We start from the raw sequence: 23,860 nt of genomic DNA on the forward strand, positions 1-23,860 counted from the left end.
TCGACCCGTGTATTCTTTCACGCTTAATAAGACACCAGCAAGGCGGAGTTACCGTTTCCGAAACTGGGTTGTATTCCAAGGATCGGCGCTGCCCGCGCGATGATATCGCGAGCGATCGGCGCCGCGGTGTATGCGGAGATCGTACCGCCATGTTCACCGGTCTTCGGCTCGTCGCAGAAGGTCATGATGACATATTGCGGATTGTCGATCGGGAAGGCAGCCAGGAAGGTGTTGAAGTTCAGCGTGTGCGAATAGTGACCATTGACGACCTTGTCGGCCGTGCCGGTTTTACTGCCGACGTCGTAGCCGGGGACGCGAGCGGCACGGCCCGATCCCTTGGAGCCGTTGAAATCGAGCAGGAAGCGGATATCGTCGCTGGTGCTCTTCTTGACGACAATCTTGGCGATCGCATCGGCCTGCTCGCGGGTGCGCGGCAGGAAGGTCGGCTCGATCAGCTTGCCGCCATTGACGAGAGCCGCGCCGGCGACTGCCGTCTGTAGCGGCGTGGTGGAGACACCGTGGCCGAAGGAGATGGTGATCGAATTGATCTTCTTCCACACACGCGGCTGCGTCGGCATCTTCACTTCCGGCAGCTCGGTGTTCAACTTGCTGAGCAGCCCCATCCGCGTCAGGAATTCCTTGTGCGCGTCGATACCGACTATGTCGGCGATCTTCGCCGTGCCGATGTTGGACGAATATTGGAAGATTTCCGGAACGGTCAGCACGCGATGCTGGCCGTGGAAGTCGTGAATGGTGAAGCCGCCGATGCGGATCGGATTGGTGGCGTCGAAGGCGTCGCGCAGCGTCACCTTGCCAGCATCGAGCGCCATCGCCATCGTGAAAGTCTTGAAGGTTGATCCCATTTCGAACGTGCCGTTCGTCATGCGGTTGAGCCAGCCTTCCGCAGCGCCTTCGTTCGGATAGTTCGGATCGAAGTCGGGTGCCGACGCCATGGCCAGCACTTCGCCGGTACGGGCGTCGAGCACAGCGGCACCTGCACCCTTTGCCTGGAAATTATTGACGGCATTGACGACCGCGTCATGAACGATGTCCTGCACGCGCAGATCGATCGACAGCTTCACCGGCTGCAGCGGCTGGTCCGTGGTCATGCCGGCAGCCGCGAGATCGGCGAGCCCCTGGTCGTCGATGTATTTCTCCATGCCGGTGACGCCGCGGTTGTCGATGTTGACGTAGCCGAGAATATGGGCGGCGGTCGAGCCGCCGGGATAGAAGCGGCGCTTTTCCGGACGGAAACCGATGCCGGGAATGCCGAGCGCCAGGATCTGGCTCTGCTGTTTCGGCGTCAACTGGCGGCGAAGCCAGGCGAAATGCGAGGTTTTGACGGCAAGCTTCTTATAAGTGCCCTTGGTGTCGAGATCGGGCAGCACAGTGCGCAATTGCTCGACCGCTTCATCGGGATCGATGATCTTGTTCGGCTCGGCGAACAGCGACACGGTGCGGATATCGGTTGCCAGCAGGGCGCCGTTGCGGTCGACGATATCGGGGCGCGATGCCATCAGCCGGTCCGGCGGCAGGATGCTCGACGTCGTATCCGGGGGCGTCATGGCGAACTGGGCAAGACGGCCACCGATGATGCAGTAGACGACGGTAAAGCTCGCGACCAACAGAACAACGCGGCTCTTGGCTTGATTGGACTTGCGCTTGCGGGCACCCTCGAAAGTCGAGCCGCCGAAACCGTCGTTCGGGCGGTTATTGCCGTCGGTGGAGAAATGCGCCTTGCTTTTCAAGACCATGATGCGCGAAAGAAAAGACATCACTCGTCCACCGATCCCGTTGCGATATTGTCGACTTCTTGTTTTTTGTGCTTCACCAGCGACGGCGCCTTGGCGACCGGACGCGGCGCAGGAGCGGCGGCGACATCGGCAATCGCCTTTCGGATTTGCGCGTCCGTCGTGTCGCCGCTCTTAGATGCCACGCTGGCGCTAGACTTCCCGCCGCCAGTCTTTGCGTTACCGGGCTTGGTGACATCCTTGGCATCGGCGACGGTTTCCGGAACCTGCGAGCGGAGCATCGGCAATTCGCTCGGCTGCACGATCGCAGTAGATAGCGTCGGCTGCAGCTTGAGTTCATTGCTGTAGTTGTTGACCAATCGCTCCAAGCGGTTTGGCTGCACCACCAGCGCCCAGTCCGCCTTCAGAAGTTCGATCGTGTCCGTTTCCAGCTTGATTTCCGATTCGAGGCGACGAACCTCCTCGAGCTTCAGCTCGGCCCGATGCTTGATCGTGTAGGTGACGGTGGCCATCGCTGTCATGACGCCAATCAGAATGATGTCAAAAGTCTTCAGCATATCAACCTCCGAGCTTTCCGAGACTGGCGAGATTGGGCAGATCGAAGATCGAGAGATCGGCAGCCTCGGCCGGCACTGCGGTACGAAGACCCGCACGCAGCTTGGCCGAACGCGCCCGCGGATTGGCTTCCGCCTCCGCATCGCCAGCGGAAATCATCGACTTACCAATCGGATCGAAGGTCGCCAGCCGCTCATGAACCATCGGCATATGGCGGGAACCGGCGGCGCGGCCGGAGCGATCGGCGAAGAACTTCTTGACGATCCGGTCTTCCAGCGAATGAAAGGTAACGACAACCAGGCGCCCGCCCGGCTTCAGCGCCCGCTCGGCAGCAAACAGCGCCTGCGCCAACTCGCCGAGCTCGTCGTTGACAAAGATGCGCAGCGCCTGGAAAACACGGGTCGCCGGATGGATCTTGTCCTTGGCCTTCCGCGGCGTGACGATTTCGATCAGTCCGGCGAGATCGCGGGTCGTGACGAATGGCGTTTCCGCCCGGCGCTTTTCGATCGCATGCGCAATGCGCGGCGCCTGCTTCTCCTCACCGAGGAAGGCGAAGATGCGAATGAGATCGGCCAGCTTGGCGCGATTGACGACATCGGCCGCAGACACGCCGCTTGCCGACATGCGCATGTCGAGCGGACCGTTCTTGTTGAACGAGAAGCCACGCTCGGCCTCATCGAGCTGCATGGACGAGACGCCAATATCGAGCACGACACCATCGAGCCCACCTTGCGGCGCGTGATCGGCAAGCTGCGAAAACTGCGAATGAATAAGAGAAAGATGACCCGTATGAGCGGCAACCATCGCTTGCCCTGCCGCGATCGCCGTCGGATCGCGGTCGAGCGCAATCACATCCGCGCCAGCAGCCAGAATAGCCGAAGTATAGCCGCCCGCACCGAACGTGCCATCCAGAATGAGTTTGCCGGGGGCCGGCGCCAATGCTTCGAGCACCTCCGCAAGAAGAACCGGAATGTGACGAACCGGTCCGCCACCGGCATCAGTCGAGCCTCCGCCAGGATTCGCCGCCATTCCGTTTCCCCGTTCTATTCCGAGCGCCGGCCCGCCAGCTTGCGCTCCTCTCGTGCCCGCGCCTGCAAGGCTTGAAAAGCCTCCGGCTGCCACAATTGAAAATGATCCGCTCGCCCGACGAAGGTCACCTCGTTGGCGATACCGGTGAAGCCGCGGATGAAATCCGTGACCATCAGCCGCCCTTCCGCATCGAGCTTCATGAAGACCCCGCCCCCGTGAATCAGGAGCGACATCTGGTTCGCCGCCGGCGAAAAAGGATCGTCCGCCGCAATCTGCCGCTCGAACCGATCGAGCAGATCGAGACCGCCGACGCTGATCGCCGGAAACACAAAATCCTGGAAACAATAAAGCTCCTGGATATTGCGCTCCGCGAGCACGGAACGAAACGCCGCCGGCACGGATACCCGGCCCTTGGCATCGATCCTGTTGGTCGCATTCGATAGGAAGCGGTTCATGACGCGAAACACCCGTTTCCCATGACATACGGGCGATCATTCGCCCGCAGACATAGCCAAAATCGGACACAGCTTCGCAAGCCGAAAGAGAGAATACTCTTCCGACACCCCTAGAAAAGGAGAGATCATGGCTTTGCGATGAACGGGCTCTGATTTGCCCTTGTGCAGTGTGCTTTTGGGATACCATGGGACCATATGGGCGTCAATGGGATGAGGCCACCGAGACGTGGCCACAGCCTGAATATTCATATCCCGTTAAGTTTAACGAAAGGTTATGATCACCCTGAACCGAGGCGCCAAAGCGGATTGTTTTCGCAGACGAAAACGCCTCTATCCGGCACGCTTGGAAGGCTGGAAACCAAGGCTTTTGACCGCCCGATAAATTGTTTCCACAGGGCCGAAAGAGGAGCACTGGGATTAGCGAGGGATAATTTGCCAGTTGGCCTGTAAGCCGGGTTCTGTATGGCTCCGGCCGAGGCCGGAACGTGGCAGCCATTCATCTGGGACGACGCTTGCGCGCCGCCTCGTGCAACCCACCCGGATGACAGGCCCGGAAACGGGCTGGACCGCTTTCGCGATCCGCGTCATCCCTATTCGGTTTTGCTCCCGGTGGGGTTTACCGTGCCGCCGCTGTTGCCAGAGGCGCGGTGGGCTCTTACCCCACCCTTTCACCCTTACCCGATCCGAAGACCCGGCGGTTTGCTTTCTGTGGCACTTTCCCTGAGGTTACCCCCGCCGGACGTTATCCGGCACCGTGTTTCCGTGGAGCCCGGACTTTCCTCACCCCACCGCCTTTCGGCATTGGTGAGGCGCGGCTGCCCGGCCAACTGGCAGGGCTCCATTAGCCGAGAGCGTCGGCAATTGCCATCGAAATATGCGGCTTTATTCCCGTTCGGGCCTAAGCACGGAAATGTGCAGAGAAATCCGTGCGGTAGCCGTCGTCCTTGATTCGGCCTTCGAGCAGCAGCTMAGCGCCGAGCCTGCCGATCTCGTCCGAACTCTTCGCCGCCGTGCCGCAGCCGCCAGTCAGCACCGCTACGCGCGGCGACGACGTGTAGCCGATCATGGGATATTTGGTCGGCGAGTAGGAAACAGCACAGGAATTGGTGAAGGCCGACGATCCTGTGACGCCCGGAACCAGTTCGTGGAAGACCCGAGTCAGATGATCGCGTGCCTTGTCGCGGCCGGCGGTTTGAAACCACCGACGCAGATCCGGCTCGCTTTCGAATTGGAGATCGTCCGGATCGCCGCCGATCTTGATGTAATATTTTCCGTCCGGATAGCGGATCGGCGGCAGCAGATAGATGCTGTCGGTATGATCAGGCCTCGAGGATATCAGCGACGGCATGGATGAAAGCACCTCGGCTTCCGCCTCGCCCACCTCGAAGAAAGTCACCGTGCGACCATAAACCTTCATCTCAACCGGCTGCGGCAAGAGACTCTCGGCAATGGAGAAACCGCCTGCGGCGAGCAGGACTTTCTCCGCCCGGAACGTCTCGCCTTCCGCCGTCTTGACGACCGCCAGACCACCCTCGTCTCGGATCGAGACAACCGTCTGTTTGATGATCCGAGCCCCGGCTTTCTCCGCCAGCAACGACTGCGCCTTCACCAGCCGCCGCGGGCTAATATGTCCGGCCCCATGCGGCTCGTAAACGCCCTCGCTGCCTTCGGCGAAAGAGAAGAAGGGAAATTTCGCCTTCAACCCAGCATCGTCCAGAAGCTCGGTCCGCACACCGAGCCGAGCTGCCGCATCGGCGACATCGCCGACATAGGCATCAGCGCCACCCCGTTTCGGCCCGACCACCAAGCAACCGACTGGAGCATAGAACTGAATGCCGCTGTCGCGCTCGATCTCGGCATAGCGGGCGATCGAGCGGTTGGCGAGCCGTGCCCAGTCAGCATCGGGATCGATGGTGCGGGTGATCCGGCCTTCGTCGTAATGACTGCCGAAAACGCCCTGATGCTTCGCACGATCCCCCGGCTCGTCCGGGCCAATGACGGCTATGCCGTCCACCTGTTTGGCGAGATGACGGGCGGCAGCCGCCCCCATCATTCCCCGACCGACGACGATGAACCGGAAATCCGCTGCCATGTTATGTCCCTCGCAAATGATCGCAAACTCGATAACATGGAAAGCGGCTCCGCCCTACCCGCAATCCTTATGAAGGCGGCGATTAATCAAGCAGGGCCAGCACCTTACCGCAATATTGCTGCGATACCGGATTCATGCGCGTCGCCGCATGACCGGCATTGTATTTGAGGATGGTGTTGCAGGTCGGCCCACCGCCAAGCTGCTGCGCCATGGCGAGGTACTTCATGCCGAACTTGATGTTCGTCTCGGGATCGTAAAGGCCCTTGGCACTGCCGGAATAGCCCATCAACTTCGCTGTCGTGGGCTTGATCTGCATCAGGCCGATCTCGCCGGCGCTACCGCGCCGTTTTGGATTGAAATTGCTTTCGATCTGAACGACCGCAGTCGCCAACTCGACCGGCACGCCGTTCTGCTTGGCATATTTTGCAATCAAGGCCGAATAGGGATTTTGTGTCGTGGAAGAATTTTCCGCATCATGCAATGCGGTAGGGACACCCGGCAGCGGATAGCCGGTCGTACGTGTGATGGTATGTAGAGGAATGGTCTGAGTTTTCCCGCCATGCGGGTCGGCAAAGGCGCAATCATATCCTGTCAGCAACACGCTCGCGCATGTTGCCGCCGCAACAATCAGATTTTTCATGTAGTCTTTTGTCTCCGGGCGCGGGATCGCGGACAGCACTAAGCCATCAGTCCGGCGGGAGGCAAAAAGAGCCGCCGGAGTGCACGGTCCCCGTTTAGTCTTTACGGCCGCGCGACACACAAACTAATTTGCGCGACCGCCGTTCAGCGAGCGTGGTTAGACCAGCGCAATGCGGAGATAATAGGGAAATGATGTGGCGTTGCAGCACGTTACGCATTTTGCGCGTAACGGTGTCTCGGCGGCCGCAAAATGAAGGTCCGCCTCCCCTTAGGAAAAGCGAGGCAGTGCGGAGAGCAAACGATGCAGCGTGTCGATGGTCGAAAAATCGGCGATTCCGTCCACCCGCTCCTGACGGAAATGACGCTGGAAAGCCTCGACGTCTCCCTCCAGTTTCGTGGAGAATTCACCTGTAATTTCCGTTCCATAACCGTAGAGCGACAGCATGGATTGCAAAGCCTCGATCGGCTGACCGACATCGCCCCTTTGAAAGAACCGCCCGCCGGTGATCGGTGCCGGTTCGACCCAGTGTCCGACGCCCGCAGCGGCCAGTCGTGCCCATGGGAATTTCTCGCCTGGATCGACCTTGCGAACAGGGGCGACATCGGAGTGTGCAAGCACACGCTCAGGTGAAACTGCCCAGCGTTGGCCGCAATCACGACACAGTTCGATGACCGCCTCGATCTGTGCATCGGGAAAATCCGGCAATCCGCCGGGATGGCCGGCATTGGCGATTTCGATGCCGATCGACTGCGAGTTGATGTCTGCCTCGTTGTGCCAGACGCTCTTGCCGGCATGCCAGGCACGACGTTCTTCCGGCACGAGCTGCATCACGCGCCCGTCCTCAAAGACGAAGTAATGGCTCGACACCTGGCTCTCGTCGCGACAGAGCCAATCAAGCGCGCCTTCGGCCGTGCCCATGCCAGTATAGTGCAGAAGGATCATGTCCGGCTTGCGCCCATCCCGCCGCTCGCCATGGTTCGGCGACGGCTGCACGATGGCGCCGGAAAAATCTGCCGCGAAGGAACTCATGCGGCGCGGCGTTCTTTCTCGATTTCGGCGTAGGCCGCGTTGAGCGCTGCCATGCGCTCATTGGCGATAAGATGGAATTCCTCCGGCACGCCGCGCGAAACGAGACGGTCGGGGTGATTCTCATAGACCAGGCCATGATAGCGCCGGCGGATGGTCGTGAAATCATCCTGAGGCGAGACGCCGAGCACCTTGTAAGGATCACGGCCGGCGCTGACATGCCGAGCCATGATCTGCTCGAACCGCTGCTCGCTCATATGGAATATCTGCGCAATGTGCTGCAGGAAGGCCATTTCCTTCTCGTGGATCAGGCCGTCTGCCTTGGCGATATGGAAGAGACCGTCAAGCACGTCTTCCAGCACCGGGCAATTCTTTGAACAAGTGACACAGAGCGACGACAGCTTCTCCGCATAGGCCTCGTAGCCGGCAACGTCCTGGCGTGCCAGATTATAAAGACGTGCAACGTTCTTTGCCTGATCCGGCGGAAATTCGAAGATCTCGCGGAAGGCATTGACCTCGTTCTCTGTCACGATGCCATCGGCCTTCGCCATCTTGGCGGAAAGCGCGATGATGGCGACGGAAAAGGCCACCTTGCGACGGGTCTCCGGATCGCCTTCGAAAAGCGTCCGGATGGCTTCGACCACCGCCGACAGGGCATTGCCAGCGGTGCCACCAACAGCATTCAGCAATTTTTCCCAAAACGACATGACGGTCTCAACTACCCCTTCTGAATAGGAAACACGTTGATCAAATAATGGTTGCGATTGCAAGGAGTCCATTGGTCGCACAGCCGAAAACACTTTTCACATTTTGGTAATGATGGCGTGTTTGAAACCGCCATTTGCGATGCCGCACAATCACGCCGCTCGCTGCCCGGATGAAAAGACAAGCGCGCATTTCTTAAATTCTTTACTTTACAGCCATGCCCGCCTGTCGCATCCATTCCGACGGCAATCACCGAAATGAAGCAGCCCTGCTGCAAGGAGGATCCCCATGGCCAAACAGAAAGTCGCAATGCTCACCGCCGGCGGATTGGCGCCCTGTCTCTCTTCTGCTGTCGGCGGCCTGATCCAGCGCTACAGCGACGTGGCGCCCGATCTCGACATTATAGCCTATCGTTCCGGCTATCAGGGCGTTCTATTGGCCGACCGCATCGAGGTGACCCCCAACATGCGTGAGCGCGCGCACCTATTGCACCGCTACGGCGGCTCACCGATCGGCAACAGCCGCGTCAAACTCACCAACGCCGCCGACTGCGTCAAGCGCGGCCTCGTCAAGGAAGGTGAAAATCCGCTGCGCGTCGCCGCCGAGCGCCTCGCCTCGGACGGCGTCACCATTCTCCACACGATCGGCGGCGACGACACCAACACGACAGCGGCCGATCTTGCCGCCTATCTCGGCGCCAACGGCTACAACCTGACCGTGGTCGGCCTGCCGAAGACCGTCGACAATGACGTCGTGCCGATCCGCCAGTCTCTCGGCGCCTGGACGGCCGCCGAAGTCGGCGCACATTTCTTCGACAATGTCAGTAACGAACAGACCGCCGCTCCGCGCACCCTCGTCATCCATGAAGTCATGGGCAGAAGCTGCGGCTGGCTGACGGCTGCGACGGCCCGCGCCTATATTCAGAAGACCAGTGCCAATGAATATGTCGACGGCTTCATGATGAATGCCGCCATGAAGAGCATCGACGGCCTCTATCTGCCGGAAATGGCGTTCGACATTGAAGCGGAAGCTGACCGCCTGAAGGCCATCATGGACAAGACCGGCCAGGTGACGCTGTTCGTTTCGGAAGGTGCTGCTCTCGAGGCCATCGTCGCCGAGCGCGAAGCTGCCGGCGAAACCATCAAGCGCGATGCCTTCGGTCATGTGAAGATCGACACTATCAATGTCGGCAACTGGTTCCAGAAGCAATTCGCGACCCTCCTCGGCGCTGAACGCTCGCTGGTGCAGAAGTCGGGCTACTTTGCCCGTTCGGCCGCCGCCAACGGCGATGACCTGCGCCTCATCCAAGGCATGGTCGATCTCGCGGTCGAAAGCGCCTTGAATAAGGTCTCCGGTGTCACCGGTCACGACGAAGGCCAGGGCGGCAAGCTGCGCACCATCGAATTCCCGCGCATCAAGGGCGGCAAGCCCTTCGATATGTCGTTGCCGTGGTTCGCCGAGGTCATGGATCACATCGGGCAAAAATACACGCAATCCTAATTGACGGATTGCAAATCCAATGTCTTTGCTGGCGGCGAATAGGAATAGAGGAGGATTCCATGTCCATCGAAACCTGGCTCGCTTTCGCCGCCGCATCCTGCATCATGCTGGCAATCCCCGGTCCGACCATTCTCCTTGTGATCTCATATGCACTTGGACATGGTCGTAAGACGGCGCTGGCGACGGTAACCGGCGTAACGCTTGGCGATTTCACGGCGATGACTGCCTCGCTCGCCGGTCTCGGCGCTCTTCTCGCCGCCTCGGCGACTCTATTCACGATTCTGAAGCTGATCGGCGCAGCCTACCTGATGTTTCTGGGAATCAAACTCTGGCGCGCTCCGATCGTGACCGGTCCGATGGGCGATAATGACAATCTTCCCGAGGAAAAACCGCTGAAGATTTTGCTGCACGCTTACGTTGTTACCGCCTTGAACCCGAAAAGCATCGTCTTCTTCATTGCCTTTGTGCCGCAGTTTCTCGACCTGTCGAAGCCCTTCCTTCAGCAAACCCTTATTCTGGAGGCGACTTTCCTCACTCTGGCGGCGCTGAACTCACTGCTCTACGTTTTCATTGCCGACATGGCGCGCGGCTTTATCCGCAAGGCAAGCGTGCAACGCGCTGTCAACCGGACGGGCGGAACCCTGTTGATAGCCGCCGGCGCCGTGACCGCCGGGTATCGCCGAATGGCCGCTTGATGCTGTCCAGGGTTGCGGGGCGATCACGGATAGGTTAATGGGGGATTCATAAATTTATCAACCCTGTGGCTGATTTGCGCCGCAGGGCGGTTTGGTTTTTTCGAAAGTGACAGAATGGTAGCGATCGGATTTCCCAGCCTAAAGCGCAGCGTTGCCTTTTCGGCAATGATGTGCGGCGTCCTTGCAGGGTGCGCAAGCACTCAGCAACAAACGTCCCAGGCAGAACTCCCGTCGGCACAAACCAACGTGCCGCATCCGAATACAAACCCGGCTACGGTCGGTGTTGCGTCGTCCGCAGGCGGCGTAGCTGTGGCTTCCACCACACCGGCAACAGGCCAGCAGGCTCAGCCGCAGCAGCAGGCAGTACTGATGAAATCGGACCGGGTTGTCGCCGGTTCGGTCGATCAGAATCAGATCCAGGCAGCCCAGAACCGTATGGGCGCTCCGGTGGCGACTGCGCCGAACGCGGCGAACCAGGGTACGGTCGCCATTGCGGCCGTGACCGGTGCGCCCGCGCCGAACACAACTGCGGCCGCCGCCTACGCAGCCTCCGACGAACCCGTGGTCCCCGCTGTCGTCGCCATCCCGATCCCGAACCCGGCCCGTCCGGGCGATACCGCGCTACTGCCGGTGTCAGGCTCCGTGGCCCAGGGTCAAGCGATCATTCCGATGACATCGGACGTGGCGGCCATTCAGTCCGTCGTTCCGACACCTCGTCCCGGCGAAGACGCGCCGATCATGGCGCCGGCCGAAGTCGCTTATGCTGCGCCCATGCCGATCGCCGGTATGACTTATGCGGACAACCGCATGCATTACGATTTCAACTTCGATTCCAGCGGCCCGACGGTCGTTTCGGCGGTGCTGACGCCTCAGAATTACGATTCCGATGTGCCGGCAGCCGAGAAGAGCTACGTTTCGAAGCTCATCGAGAAATATGCCAAGCTTTACCAAATTCCGGAATCTCTGATCCATCGCGTCGTTCATCGCGAAAGCCGTTACAATCCGAAGGCCTATAACCGGGCCGGTTATTTCGGGCTGATGCAGATCAGATATAACACGGCCAAGTCGATGGGTTACGACGGCCCGCCGACAGGCCTGCTCGATGCCGAGACCAACATCAAATATGCCGCAAAATATCTGCGCGGCGCCTGGATGGTGGCTGACAACAAGGCCGAGAACAAAGAAGTCAACGCCGTTCAGCTCTATGCGCGCGGCTATTATTATGATGCCAAGCGCAAGGGCCTGTCGGACGTCGCCCAAGGCAATTACTGATTATCCCAGATCAGTCCGCTAGCGCCGGTTGGGCCATCTCCTGACCGGTGCTGGTTATGTCCAGAATCTTCTTCAGCAGAATTTGCGGCTTGTAGTCCAGCCAACCTGGCGTCAGCCCCATGCGCACCAGCACGACATTGGCTGAGGGCACGATGGCAACGCTCTGGCCGTCGTGTCCAAGCATCCAGAATGTATCCGCCGGCAGGCCGAACTGCGCATTCGAGCCACCCGGACCGGCAAGCCAGGCTTGAACCTGCGTATAGATGCCTTCCGATGACTTCGTCGGGGTGCGCATTGCGCCGACAAAACCTTCCGGCAGCAGGCGCTGGCCCTTCCAGACACCATCCTGTAGCAGGAATTGCCCGAAGCGCGCCCAGTCGCGCGCCGTCGCATAAAGATAAGAGCTGCCGACAAAAGTGCCACGCTCATCGGCTTCCAATACGGCGCTGGACATGCCGAGCGGCCCGAACAGCGCTTCACGCGGATAGGAGATCGCGGTGGTCTCATTCGGAAGCTTGTTCATCCAAAGCCTTGAGAGCAGCGTCGCCGTGCCGCTGGAATAGTTGAATCTTTCGCCGACTGGAGCCTCTTGAGGTGCGTTGGCGGCAACCCTCGTCGAGTCAGGCTCGAGGTAGAGCATGCGCGTCACGTCGGAGACGGCACCATATCCTTCGTTGAAGGCCAGGCCGCTCTCCATGCCGAGGAGATCGCTGAGCTTGATGTTCTTGCGCGCATCATTGCTCCATTGCGGGAAAAGGTTCTGATCGTCGAAGGACATGCGGCCTGAAAGCATCAGACGGCCGATGATGGCCGCATTGACCGTTTTGGTCATCGACCAGCCGACCAATGGCGTGCCCTTGTCGAACCCGTCGCCATAGGCCTCCGCAACGATACGACCGTTCTTGACGACGACGATGGCGCGCATGGCGGGACCGGCAAAATCCTGATTGGCAAGGAGCTTCGAAAGCGCGAGCCCGGCTTCATCCTGGCCCTGCGCGACCTTATCGCCATCAGGCCAAAGAGAATCGTTTTTGGGCGCCCTCACCTTATTGAGGAATACCGCGCTGCGCGCCGCCGGCAGATCACCGTCCGGCACGGTCGTACAACCGAGCGCGCCACGGTAGAGCGCATAGTTTGGCGCAAACATGCCCAGGAAGCGGGCGGTGACCACGCCTTCCTCACGATTGACCGAAACCTGGACAAGCTTCAGCGCCGGATTACCGGGCGCCTGCACGTCATCCGTCATTATGCGTTCTGGATCGCGCTTGGCGATAAAGGTATTCGAGCAGACGATCTTGGCCGCGTAACCGTCGCCGACTCTAAGCAATTCCGGCGGCCAGACCCAAAGCCAAGCGGCACTGCCCGCGACAATGATCAGCAGCAAAAGAACAAGAGCCCCGATCACGCTCGATATCAAACGCATGTCACACACCCTCCGAAGGTTTGCGGAGACAATCAGGAAATGCAGCAATATGAAAGACCTATCGTCATCATAGCTTTGCAAATATCAGCGTGACGGTTCTATGGCCTGATCTGCCAACAGCCCACGTCATCAGACTGTAGCATTGCCGGGTTACACGCGCTGAACCTGACAAATCGGTGACAAGACTCAGATGACGGAATTTGCCCCGGAGGCCGGTCTCCACAAGAATCGGAAACTCAAAGACGCTCTGCTGCAACACAAGGCTCTGTCGAAAGCCGGCTTTTCCGAGCGTCTGTTCGGCATGCTGTTTTCCGGCCTCGTCTATCCGCAGATCTGGGAAGATCCGGATATCGACATGGAGGCGATGGAGCTTCAGCCGCACCACCGCATCGTCACCATCGGCTCGGGCGGCTGCAACATGCTCGCCTATCTTTCGCAGAACCCGGCTTCCATCGATGTCGTCGACCTCAATCGTCACCACATCGCGCTGAACAAGCTCAAGCTCGCCGCCTTCCGGCTGCTGCCAGGCCATACCGATCTGGTGCGCTTCTTCGGCACGCCCAACGTCGGCGCCAACAGCCAGGCATACGACCAGTTCATCGCGCCGCGCCTGGATCCGGCGACCGCCGCTTACTGGGATGGCCGCGACATGTATGGTCGCCGCCGCGTGACCGTCTTCAATCGCAACATCTACAAGACCGGCCTGCTCGGCCGCTTCATTGGCGCCGCCCATGTGCTGGCCCGCCTGCACGGCGTCCGCCTCGCCAAGATGACGGAAGCACGCACGGTTCGCGAACAGCGGCAGTTTTTCGACGACGAGATTGCGCCGATCTTCGACAAGCCGATGGTGCGCTGGCTGCTCGGCCGCAAGAGCTCGCTTTTCGGCCTCGGCATTCCGCCGCAGCAATATGATGAGCTTGCAAGCCTCGCCGGTGACGATTCCATATCGGGCGTCCTGAAGCATCGCCTGGAAAAGCTGGCATGCCACTTCCCGATGCGCGAGAACTATTTCGCCTGGCAGGCCTTCGCGCGGCGTTATGCTGGCCCGCATCAGGGTMCGCTGCCAACCTATCTGCGCCCCGAGCACTACGCCGCCATTCGCGCCAATGCCGACCGCGTCGACGTGCATCATGCCAACTTCACCGAACTTCTGGCCTCCAAGCCCGCCGCTTCGCGTGACCGCTATATCCTGCTCGATGCGCAGGATTGGATGACCGACGAACAGCTCAACGACCTCTGGGCGGAAATCACCCGCACGGCTCGCGAAGGCGCTCGCGTTATTTTCCGCACCGCTGCAGAAAAGAGCATCATCGAAGGCCGCCTCTCCCCCGCCATTCGCGAGCAGTGGGTCTACTTTGAAGAGCGCTCGCACGAGCTTAACGTCCGTGACCGCTCGGCGATCTACGGCGGCTTCCACATCTACGGGAAAAAAGCGTGAGCCAGGCGGATACAGGTCTCCAGACAAGCTCGAAGAACCATGCCGGACTGATGGACGGCATGTACCGCTACCAGCGGCACATCTACGACCTGACCCGCAAATATTATCTCTTCGGCCGCGACCGCACCATCATGCACCTCAACGTGCCTTTTGGCGGCTCGCTTCTCGAAGTCGGCTGTGGCACTGGCCGCAACATGTTGCTGGCCCATCGCCGCTTTCCGTCGGCCAAGCTCTATGGCCTCGACATCTCCCAGGAGATGCTGATCTCGGCTCGCAATAATTTTCGGGGCTTGAAACAGGTGCCGGACTTCCGCGTCGCCGATGCCACCGCCTTCTCGGCTGCGGATTTCGGTGCCGACGGTTTCGACCGCGTGATGATTTCCTACGCGCTGTCGATGATCCCGGACTGGAAGAGCGCGATCGATGCCTCGCTGGATGCGGTCATTCCCGGCGGCGAACTGCACATCGTCGATTTTGGCCAGCAAGAGCGCCTGCCAGGTTGGTTCCGCACCATGCTGAAGGGCTGGCTGAAAAAGTTCCACGTCACGCCGCKAGCCGACCTCCGCACAGCGATGGAAGAGCGGGTTCAGGCGCGTGGCGCGAAGCTGGTATTCGAAGAAATCGGGCGGGGTTACGCCTGGAGAGCCGTCGTTATTAAGCCGGCCGCCTAGCCAAAAGAGCGGAATTCGACATGAAATCCGTTCATACGGCATTCCAAGTATAAGAATTTACTTGAAGATAACGCATTTTTTACGTTGATATGGTTAAAAAGTGGCAAGGCCGGCTGACAACAGCTTGGTCCTTTGCCTCTTTTGGGATTTTTGGGGACCACATATCACGGAAGCCAAGTCTTGGGGCAGCAAGATTACTCGCGCCATAACAGGATATCCATGCGCAGGCTTCTGTCATGCTTACTGCCGCTCGCCCTTTTTCTGAATAGCTGCACCATGGGTTATGACAGCTTTCAGACCGCATCGATACCGAAGACACGTTTCAAGGATACCAAGCCGCAGGATTTCGGCCGCGACCATCCGGAGCGCCATCCCATCCATGGCATCGACATCTCGAAATGGCAGGGCGATATCAACTGGCAGTCGGTGAAGGGCTCAGGCATTGCCTTCGTCTTCATCAAGGCGACCGAAGGCAAGGATAGGATCGATGACCGCTTCAACGAATATTGGCGGGAAGCCAATACGGCCGGCATTCCCTACGCGCCCTATCACTTCTACTATTTCTGCTCGACGGCGGACGACCAGGCCGACTGGTTCATTCACAATGTCCCGAAGAATGCGATGATGCTGCCGCCGGTGCTCGACGTCGAATGGAACGCCGAATCCAAGACCTGCCGCACACGGCCCGATCCGCAGACGGTGCGCACCGAGATCAAGCGCTTCATGGACCGTCTGGAAGCCTATTACGGCAAGCGCCCGATCATCTACACGTCGGTCGACTTCCACCGCGATAATCTTGCCGGTTATTTCAAGGACTATCACTTCTGGGTCCGCTCGGTCGCCAAGCATCCGATGGTGACCTATGCCGACCGCCCCTGGGCCTTTTGGCAATACACCTCGACGGGTCTGATCCCGGGCATCAAGGGTCCAACGGACATCAATGTTTTTGCCGGTTCCGAACAGAATTGGCACAACTGGGTGGCGGCAGTAGAGAAGGAAGGAAATTCTTGAGATTGCCTGAACTTCTCTCTTGCTTCTGTCACAATCTTCTGTGAAAGCGACCCTATTCTATCAAAAAAGAGGATCGCCTATGGACCCCTACACCATTCGACGTAGCGCACTCGCGTTGGTCTTCGCTTCAGCCATGGCAAGTGTGGCAATGGCGCAGAACGCGACTCCAGCCGCGGCGCCGAATGCAGGTGGAACCAGCGCTCCACAGGCACCTTGCGGCGGGGACCTCTCGTCCTTTCTAGCCGGCGTCAAGGCCGAGGCGATCGCCGCTGGCGCCGACGCTGCGGCCGCGGACAAGACGCTCGCCGGTGCTCAGATCGACCAAAAGGTCCTCTCCATGGACCGCGGTCAGGGCGTTTTCCGCCAGACCTTCCTCGAATTCTCGCAGCGCACCGTCAGCCAGGCCCGCCTCGACATTGGCCGCCAGAAGATCAAGCAATATGCGGACGTCTTCGCCAAGGCCGAGCAGGACTACGGCGTGCCGCCCGGCGTCATCACTGCCTATTGGGCAATGGAAACTGATTTCGGCGCCGTCCAGGGCAATTTCAACACCCGCAATGCGCTTGTGACGCTCTCGCACGACTGCCGGCGCCCCGAGTTTTTCCGCCCGCGCCTGATCTCATACATTGAGATGGTACAGCACGGTGATGCCGACCCAGATACAACGACAGGCGCTTGGGCTGGCGAAATTGGCCAGACGCAGATGCTGCCGCCCTCGATCATCTCTTACGGTGTCGATGGCGATGGCGACGGCCACGTCAATTTGAAGACAAGCGCACCAGATGTCATTCTCACGACGGCACGATACATCCAAAGCCTGGGCTTCCAGCGAGGCCAGCCCTGGCTGCAGGAGGTCACACTGCCGGATAATCTGCCCTGGGAGAAATCCGGCATTGGGGGCACGCTCACGGCCGCCGACTGGTTCCAGCTCGGCGTCAAGCCGCGCGACGGTAATACAAATTTCGGTTCGCTGCCGGCCGCTCTCATCCTGCCGCAGGGTCGTAAAGGCCCGGCTTTCCTGACCTATCCGAACTACAACGCCTATCTCCAATGGAACCAGTCGTTTATTTACACGACGTCCGCGGCGTATTTCGCCACCCGTTTTGCTGGCGCCCCGACCTATAACAAGGGCACGCCGGAAGCGGGCCTGAACGATGTCGATATGAAAGCGCTTCAGACCAAGCTCACGGCACGCGGCTACGATGTCGGCAAGATCGACGGCATTCTCGGCTCAGGCACGCGCGTCGCTGTCCAAAAGGAACAGTTCCGCCTCGGCCTTCCTGCCGACGGTTGGGCGACGCAATCATTGCTGAACGCGCTTTAAGCGCTACTTGCCTGCTATAAAAGGCGGCCGTTGGCCGCCTTTTTCGTCTGTTCTTCCGGGCATCCGATCAAGGCTCGGCAAGAAACGGGTGGAAAGCGCCTCTCCTTTCGCCAAGATAGATCCCAAATGGCGGAGGCGCACCCGGTGAACACTACCAATCGCATGAACGCACTCACCTGGAGCCTGCTGCTGTTGCTCGGGTTGATCTGGGGCGGCTCCTTTTTCTTTGCGCGCATCGCCGTGCACTATGTACCACCATTTACGCTGGTCTTCCTACGCCTATCGCTGGCGGCGATAGCGCTGCATGTCTACATCGCCGGTCGCTTCAGGATCTATGATGTGCTGCGAGCACATTGGCGGCAGTTCCTGTTGCTGGGTCTGATCAACAACGCCGTGCCGCACGCGCTGATCTTCATCGGCCAAACCCAGATGGGTGCCGGGCTCGCCTCCATTCTGAACGCAACAACTCCGATCTGGACCGTGTTGATCGGCAACCACTTCACCACCGACGAGCGGCTGACATCCGCCAAACTTGCCGGCTGTCTGACGGGCCTTGTCGGCACGATCGTGCTGCTTGGCCCAAGCGTGACAAGCGGCGCTGAAGTTCCGCTCTGGGCGCTGCTGTTGCCGATCCTTGCTGCAGTCTCCTATGGCTTCGCTGCAATCTATGCCAAACGGTTCAAAGGCATGGCGTCGCCCGTTATTGCAGCGGGTCAATTGACCTGCTCCGCGGCCCTCATACTGCCGGTCGCCCTTTTGCTTGATCAACCCTGGACCCTAGCAACGCCGCCTATCAGCGCCCTCGTCGCCATTCTCGGCATGGCGCTGGTGTCGACCGCCTTCGCCTATATCCTCTATTTCCGCATCATGGCACTCGCCGGCGCCACCAACGCCTCGCTGGTCACCCTGCTCGTGCCGCCGAGCGCCATCCTGCTCGGCTTTCTCTTCCTCGGTGAACGACTGGGATTTACGGAAATTGCCGGCATGCTGCTGATCGGCACAGGCCTGCTTATTTTGGACGGACGTCTCTACGCACGCATGCGACCGAGTGCGGGAACGAGCGGTCTATAGCGACCCGATTCATGGCTCGGTAGAAGACATCCGCCTTAACCTTATTCACAGCTAAATTAACGATGCATTAAATTTCGTGAACGGCGCATCGTTTCATTTTAATTATCAAAAACAATAGCTTGCAGCGAGATTGCGATTCGAAACCTGCACAACCTACCGCGTCGCAGCATCGAATTTGCTTTCCAAACGACACATTTTTGACATAGGCTCTAACGGTTGACTAAGGAGGAAGACATGGGATTGACGCGATCCATCAACGTCCTAGTGGTCAGTGCAGCATTCCTATTCGTTGTGACGATGCTTTTCATCTGACGACATAGCGAACAGTGCAGGAAACCGAACTCCTGAAAGCTAACAAAACACTTAGTCCATTTAAAAAGCGCATGTCGCGACCGACATGCGCTTTTTCATGCCCGCTTCCCAGATATCACCCGGCCAAATCCCGTCAGGCAGCGGCGCCGGCGCGCGCATCCGTCTTGCGCGGAATGCCCAATCGGTCGAGAACGGCGCTGACGAGCGGAGAGCGGTTCATCGTATAGAGATGAAACTCATGGATGCCGCGACGAACCAGGTCTTCGATCTGCTCCGCGGCGACATCTGCAGCGACATCGGCGCGTTTATCGGCATCCTCGTCGAGGCCGTCGAAACGTTCGTCCAACCAGGAAGGGATGAGGGTGCCGCAGGCGCCGGCAAACCGCTTCAACTGCGTCAGATTCTGGATCGGCATGATACCCGGGACGACCGGAATCTTGATGCCGGCAGCACGCACACGGTCATGATAGCGTTCAAAGGCGTCATTATCGAAGAAGAACTGGGTGAGCGCCCTGTTAGCGCCATTGTCCGCTTTGCGCTTCAGCATATCGATATCGGCTGCGGTATCGCGGCTCTCCGGATGTTTTTCCGGATAGGCGGAAACGGAAATATCGAAATCGCCACGCTCGCGCAAAGCCGACACCAGTTCGGCCGCATTGGCATAGCCGCCGGGATGCGGCTGGTAAGCGGCGCCGACGCCGCCCGGCGGATCACCGCGCAGCGCTACGAAACGGCGGACGCCGGTCGAGAGCAAATCGTCGATAACCCGGTGCGTATCCTCGCGCGTTGCGCCTACGCATGTCAGATGCGAAGCGGTCGTGAACGGCGTCTCGTGGATCATCCGGCGCACGGCAGACAATGTCGGAGCTTTGGTCGAACCGCCGGCGCCATAGGTGACCGAGACGAAATCCGGCTCCCACTCGCTCAGGTCGGCCACCGTATTCCAAAGTTGCGTCTCGGCTTCCTCCGATTTCGGCGGGAAGAATTCGAAGGAAATACGGATGCCACGCTGGCCGTTTTCAGTCTTTGAAGACATATCAAGCTCTCCCGGCGAGAATGGGGGAGGATTGACGATCCTGCCCGGCGGCGATCAGCAGCCGCGGGTCGCGCGCCAGCCAGATCGTGACCGTGAGCGCTTGACCGCCTTCCCTCCCCGAATGAAGGTCCAGCACCTGCTCGACATCAAGTCCCGCCAATTTCAACCATTCCGATATGGCCTGATGCGAGAAACCGAGTCTCAGATGCGCATGTTCGTCGCGTAGATATTCCAGCCCGTGCGGGGCGAGATCGATGATCACCAGCCTGCCGCCGGGCCTCAGCATTCGCGCCGCCTCGTTGATGGCAATCTCCGGCTGATCCAGAAAATGCAGTACCTGATGGATGGTGATCAGATCGAAATCCTGCGCTTCGAGCGGCAGGTTGAAAATGTCGCCATGCCGCACCGAAGCGGCAGTAATGTTCGATCGATCGAGATTGGCGCGCGCGACGGCCAGCATGTCGCGGCTCGCATCGATGCCGACCGCGCGGCGATAGTGACCCGCCAGCAATTGCAGCATCCGGCCCGTACCAGTGCCGAGATCCAGGAAAGAGTCGATCTGCTGCGGACCGATCAACTCCATCAAGGCCTTGTCGACATCCTCATCGGCCACATGCAGGCGGCGCAGTTCATCCCACTCCGCGGCATTGCGGCTGAAATAGGCCTGTGCCCGTTCCGCGCGGATACGCTTGACGGCAGAAAGCCGCTCGCCATCACGCAGCAACACCGGATCGCTTTCAGCCGCATGCCGGAGAAGCGTGCGCACGAGAACGACCGCCTTGCCCTCCTGCTTCAAGCGGAAATAGGCCCAGGCGCCCTCCTGATAGCGGTCGATGAGGCCGGCCTCGCCGAGCAACTTCAGGTGGCGCGAAATACGCGGCTGCGATTGGCCGAGAATTTMGGTAAGATCGGTGACGGTGAGATCGCCAGCAGCAAGAAGCGCCAGCAGACGCAACCGCGTCGGCTCGCCTGCCGCCTTCAGCACGTCCACCAGATCATCCAAACCGAATTTTACGAAATCCGTCATTCGACACCCAATCAAGATATAAAGATATCTTTATGTGATTTGGATGCGCTCCGCAAGACCCAATTGCGGATTAAGCGAACTCGACGTCGGAAATCTGTTAGTTTTTGTCGGCTAGGGAATATGTGCCTCCTGCCCTACGGCAAAGAAAAACCCCGGACATGCCGGGGTTTTCCATGACGGAAAGACAGCAAACTTATCGTGTCAGGCGCTTGTGCGCCTGGCTGCCCGGATTGAGAGCATCGGGGCCGAGGCGGCGGATCTTGTCCTGCTCGTAATCTTCGAAATTGCCTTCGAACCATTCGACATGGCCTTCGCCTTCAAAGGCCAGGATATGCGTGGCCAGACGGTCGAGGAACATGCGATCATGGCTGATGATGATGGCGCAGCCGGCGAAGTTTTCGAGCGCGCTTTCCAGCGCCCCCAGCGTTTCCGTATCGAGGTCGTTGGTCGGTTCGTCGAGCAGAAGCACGTTGCCGCCAGCCTTCAGCATCTTGGCCAGGTGAACGCGGTTGCGCTGACCGCCGGAGAGATTGCCGACCTTCTGCTGCTGGTCGCCGCCCTTGAAGTTGAAGGCGCCGCAATAGGCGCGCGAGTTCATGTCGAACTTGCCGAGCTTGATGATTTCGGCGCCGCCGGAGATTTCCTCCCATACGGTCTTGTTGCCGTCAAGCGCGTCGCGGCTCTGGTCGACATAGCTGAGATGCACCGTCTCGCCGATGCGGATCGAGCCGGAATCCGGCTTTTCCCGCCCGGTGATCATCTTGAACAGGGTGGTCTTGCCGGCGCCGTTCGGGCCGATGATGCCGACGATGCCGCCCGGCGGCAGCTTGATCGACAGATCGTTGACCAGCGTGCGGCCTTCGAAGCCCTTGGTGATGCCCTCCATCTCGATCACCACCTGGCCAAGACGCTCGCTGACCGGAATGATGATCTGCGCATCACCGGGACGCTGATTTTCAGCAGCATCGACCAGTTGTTCGTAAGCGTTGATACGCGCCTTGGACTTGGCCTGACGGGCCTTGGGGCTGGAGGCAATCCATTCCTGTTCGCGGCTGATCGCCTTCTGGCGGCCGGCTTCTTCGCGGGCTTCCTGCAGCATGCGCTTGGCCTTGGCCTGCAGATAGGCGGAGTAGTTGCCTTCGTAAGGAATGCCACGGCCGCGGTCGAGTTCGAGAATCCAGCCGGTAACATTGTCGAGGAAGTAGCGGTCGTGGGTGATCATCATCACGGCACCCGGATAGTCGCGCAGGTGCTTTTCCAGCCAGGCGATGGTCTCGGCGTCGAGATGGTTGGTCGGTTCGTCGAGCAGCAGCAGGTCCGGCTGCGAGAGAAGCAGGCGGCAAAGCGCGATACGGCGGCGCTCACCGCCGGAAAGGCTGGTGACTTCGGCATCGCGCGGCGGGCAGCACAATGCTTCCATCGCCATCTCGACCTGGCTTTCCAGATCCCAGAGATTCTGGCTGTCGATGATGTCCTGGAGCCTGGCGCCCTCGTCCGCCGTCTCGTCGGAATAGTTCATCATCAATTCGTTGTAGCGATTGAGGATTTCGGTTTTCTTGGCAACGCCTTCCATGACGTTTTCGAACACCGTCTTGTTGGGATCGAGCTGAGGCTCCTGCGCCAGGTAGCCGATGGTGGCGCCTTCGGCCAACCAGGCTTCGCCGGTATATTCCTTGTCGAGGCCGGCCATGATGCGCAGCACGGTCGACTTACCGGCACCGTTCGGGCCGAGAATACCGATCTTGGCGTCGGGATAAAAAGAGAGATGAATATTTTCGAGAATCTTCTTGGCGCCATAGGCCTTATTCAGACCGGCCATATGATAGATGAACTGACGTGCCATAGCTTGGGTTACTCCACGGGCGGATAACATTGCGAATTGTGCCGCTATGTAGGCGAAACCCCGCCCTCGGGCAACGGCGAAACCTTGTCCGAGGGCATTTATCCGCGTCGAGCCACTTGCTGGATGTCAGAAACCTGCCGCGTCCACCACGCCTTGATCGCAGCCGAACGATGTTCTGCCGGCGCTCTGGATCAGTTGCTCAAGCCGCGGCTCGCCGTCTGGCGATGGCTGGATGGCGTCTTCCGAGAGGCCGATCGTCAGTTCCGAGATCACGCGCACCTTGCCGACCTGGCGGCAGCTCATCTTCACACGATCGCTGGCACCCGCGCCAAAGCTCTTGTCGAAAGCCGCCTTGATGGCGTCTGCACTGAGCGTCTTGCCGATATTCTGCGCGAAAAGATCGCGCACGGCGGAAGCATTGAGTTCGTTGATTAGGCCCACCGCAGTCCCGAAATAATCATCGGCGCTGAGCTTGGTGCAACTGCCGTGCTTGATCCACTCATGCCGCTCCAGACCGGATTGCGTGCCGGGCATGACTTTATCCAGCGATGCCTTGGTTTCTGCCGAAAGTTGAACAGCCGGCAGGTCTTTCCAATCGCTGCTGCGATCGGACTGCTTCAGATCATCGGAAACATCGCAATATTCCTGCCGCATCGGCCAGAGACCGTGGAGCGAAAAGTTCTTGGCGTCGAAATTATTCGATGATTGATTTCGGCATTCTGCCTTCTTTTGGTTCGTCGCACAGAACGCAGGTTCCCAACTTGCCGCCAGAATAAATCGCGTCCGCCCATGGCTATTTTCCTCGGCCACGGCACTCGTCGCCATCACCACCGCCGTCAGAACAGCAACTGCAAACCCTTGAAGCCAAGGCCTCATTTCATACCTCCAAAACAGAACAATATGAGAACAAATAAGCAGTTTGATCGGCGGCACGCAACCCTGAATCGCAAAGCCACGAAGATTTATTTCTGTGAGCTTCACTCG

At 59.3% G+C, this 23,860-nt stretch carries 21 protein-coding genes and 1 other RNA gene; 8 read left to right on the top strand and 14 right to left on the bottom strand.

Annotation, left to right across the window (positions count from 1 at the left end; genetic code table 11):
- Positions 1-23: 23 nt before the first annotated feature.
- From QD357_RS04140 to QD357_RS04180, 9 genes are all read right to left on the bottom strand, one after another.
- Positions 24-1,775, bottom strand: coding sequence for a peptidoglycan D,D-transpeptidase FtsI family protein (locus QD357_RS04140; RefSeq protein ID WP_107108474.1), 1,752 nt, complete (start codon positions 1,773-1,775; stop codon positions 24-26).
- Complete coding sequence (locus QD357_RS04145) at positions 1,775-2,308, bottom strand: hypothetical protein (protein WP_107108475.1); 534 nt, start codon at positions 2,306-2,308, stop codon at positions 1,775-1,777. The genes QD357_RS04140 and QD357_RS04145 overlap by 1 nt, the downstream gene beginning before the upstream one ends.
- A 1-nt stretch (position 2,309) precedes the next feature.
- Positions 2,310-3,335, bottom strand: a complete 1,026-nt coding sequence (gene rsmH, locus QD357_RS04150; protein WP_107108476.1) for a 16S rRNA (cytosine(1402)-N(4))-methyltransferase RsmH — start codon at positions 3,333-3,335, stop codon at positions 2,310-2,312.
- Positions 3,336-3,349: 14 nt separating this feature from the next.
- Positions 3,350-3,790 carry a division/cell wall cluster transcriptional repressor MraZ gene (gene mraZ, locus QD357_RS04155; RefSeq protein ID WP_107108477.1) on the bottom strand — a complete coding sequence of 147 codons (441 nt, stop codon included), beginning with the start codon at positions 3,788-3,790 and terminating at the stop codon, positions 3,350-3,352.
- A gap of 431 nt (positions 3,791-4,221) precedes the next feature.
- An RNA gene (rnpB, locus tag QD357_RS04160) (RNase P RNA component class A) lies at positions 4,222-4,621 on the bottom strand.
- Positions 4,622-4,688: 67 nt separating this feature from the next.
- Complete coding sequence (locus QD357_RS04165; protein ID WP_414124057.1) at positions 4,689-5,882, bottom strand: NAD(P)/FAD-dependent oxidoreductase; 1,194 nt, start codon at positions 5,880-5,882, stop codon at positions 4,689-4,691.
- A gap of 82 nt (positions 5,883-5,964) precedes the next feature.
- A complete protein-coding gene (locus tag QD357_RS04170; RefSeq protein WP_107108479.1) occupies positions 5,965-6,522 on the bottom strand; it encodes a lytic transglycosylase domain-containing protein in 558 nt (185 codons plus the stop codon).
- A gap of 267 nt (positions 6,523-6,789) precedes the next feature.
- Entirely contained in the window at positions 6,790-7,551 is a 762-nt protein-coding gene (locus tag QD357_RS04175; RefSeq protein ID WP_107108480.1) for an N-acetylmuramoyl-L-alanine amidase, read from the bottom strand.
- Positions 7,548-8,255 (bottom strand): J domain-containing protein, encoded by a 708-nt coding sequence (locus QD357_RS04180; RefSeq protein WP_107108481.1) that lies wholly within the window; start codon positions 8,253-8,255, stop codon positions 7,548-7,550. The genes QD357_RS04175 and QD357_RS04180 overlap by 4 nt, the downstream gene beginning before the upstream one ends.
- A 286-nt stretch (positions 8,256-8,541) precedes the next feature.
- Here QD357_RS04180 and QD357_RS04185 point away from each other — a divergent pair, with 286 nt between their 5' ends.
- The 3 genes from QD357_RS04185 to QD357_RS04195 all read left to right on the top strand — a co-directional run bounded on the left by QD357_RS04185 (position 8,542) and on the right by QD357_RS04195 (position 11,720).
- Positions 8,542-9,753: a pyrophosphate--fructose-6-phosphate 1-phosphotransferase gene (locus QD357_RS04185; RefSeq protein ID WP_107108482.1), complete on the top strand. Its 1,212-nt coding sequence runs from the start codon at positions 8,542-8,544 to the stop codon at positions 9,751-9,753.
- Positions 9,754-9,812: 59 nt separating this feature from the next.
- Positions 9,813-10,448: a LysE family translocator gene (locus tag QD357_RS04190; RefSeq protein ID WP_107108483.1), complete on the top strand. Its 636-nt coding sequence runs from the start codon at positions 9,813-9,815 to the stop codon at positions 10,446-10,448.
- Between the two features lie 309 nt (positions 10,449-10,757).
- On the top strand, positions 10,758-11,720 hold the full coding sequence (locus QD357_RS04195) for a transglycosylase SLT domain-containing protein (RefSeq protein ID WP_414124058.1): 963 nt from the start codon (positions 10,758-10,760) through the stop codon (positions 11,718-11,720).
- A gap of 10 nt (positions 11,721-11,730) precedes the next feature.
- Here QD357_RS04195 and QD357_RS04200 read toward each other — a convergent pair whose 3' ends face one another.
- The gene (locus QD357_RS04200) at positions 11,731-13,143 is read right to left on the bottom strand and encodes a serine hydrolase domain-containing protein (protein ID WP_107108485.1); all 1,413 of its coding nucleotides are present in this window, start codon (positions 13,141-13,143) and stop codon (positions 11,731-11,733) included.
- 190 nt (positions 13,144-13,333) lie between these two features.
- Between QD357_RS04200 and QD357_RS04205 the strand changes: the two genes are divergently transcribed.
- From QD357_RS04205 to QD357_RS04225, 5 genes are all read left to right on the top strand, one after another.
- Entirely contained in the window at positions 13,334-14,581 is a 1,248-nt protein-coding gene (locus QD357_RS04205) for a DUF3419 family protein (RefSeq protein WP_414124059.1), read from the top strand.
- Entirely contained in the window at positions 14,578-15,252 is a 675-nt protein-coding gene (locus QD357_RS04210) for a class I SAM-dependent methyltransferase (protein ID WP_414124060.1), read from the top strand. The genes QD357_RS04205 and QD357_RS04210 overlap by 4 nt, the downstream gene beginning before the upstream one ends.
- Before the next feature lie 219 nt (positions 15,253-15,471).
- Positions 15,472-16,263 carry a GH25 family lysozyme gene (locus QD357_RS04215; RefSeq protein ID WP_107108488.1) on the top strand — a complete coding sequence of 264 codons (792 nt, stop codon included), beginning with the start codon at positions 15,472-15,474 and terminating at the stop codon, positions 16,261-16,263.
- Between the two features lie 79 nt (positions 16,264-16,342).
- The gene (locus QD357_RS04220; RefSeq protein ID WP_107108489.1) at positions 16,343-17,587 is read left to right on the top strand and encodes a lytic murein transglycosylase; all 1,245 of its coding nucleotides are present in this window, start codon (positions 16,343-16,345) and stop codon (positions 17,585-17,587) included.
- Positions 17,588-17,713: 126 nt separating this feature from the next.
- Positions 17,714-18,658, top strand: a complete 945-nt coding sequence (locus tag QD357_RS04225) for a DMT family transporter (RefSeq protein ID WP_107108490.1) — start codon at positions 17,714-17,716, stop codon at positions 18,656-18,658.
- 445 nt (positions 18,659-19,103) lie between these two features.
- Here QD357_RS04225 and metF read toward each other — a convergent pair whose 3' ends face one another.
- The 4 genes from metF to QD357_RS04245 form a co-directional block, all read right to left on the bottom strand.
- Positions 19,104-20,006, bottom strand: coding sequence for a methylenetetrahydrofolate reductase [NAD(P)H] (gene metF, locus QD357_RS04230; RefSeq protein ID WP_107108491.1), 903 nt, complete (start codon positions 20,004-20,006; stop codon positions 19,104-19,106).
- Between the two features lies 1 nt (position 20,007).
- The gene (locus QD357_RS04235; protein ID WP_414124061.1) at positions 20,008-21,033 is read right to left on the bottom strand and encodes a metalloregulator ArsR/SmtB family transcription factor; all 1,026 of its coding nucleotides are present in this window, start codon (positions 21,031-21,033) and stop codon (positions 20,008-20,010) included.
- Positions 21,034-21,226: 193 nt separating this feature from the next.
- A complete protein-coding gene (ettA, locus tag QD357_RS04240; RefSeq protein WP_107108493.1) occupies positions 21,227-22,876 on the bottom strand; it encodes an energy-dependent translational throttle protein EttA in 1,650 nt (549 codons plus the stop codon).
- Between the two features lie 126 nt (positions 22,877-23,002).
- The gene (locus QD357_RS04245; protein ID WP_107108494.1) at positions 23,003-23,752 is read right to left on the bottom strand and encodes a ribonuclease T2 family protein; all 750 of its coding nucleotides are present in this window, start codon (positions 23,750-23,752) and stop codon (positions 23,003-23,005) included.
- Positions 23,753-23,860 lie beyond the last annotated feature (108 nt).

This window comes from Rhizobium sp. BR 317 (genome assembly GCF_047445835.1).
Classification (GTDB): Bacteria; Pseudomonadota; Alphaproteobacteria; order Rhizobiales; family Rhizobiaceae; genus Rhizobium; species Rhizobium paranaense.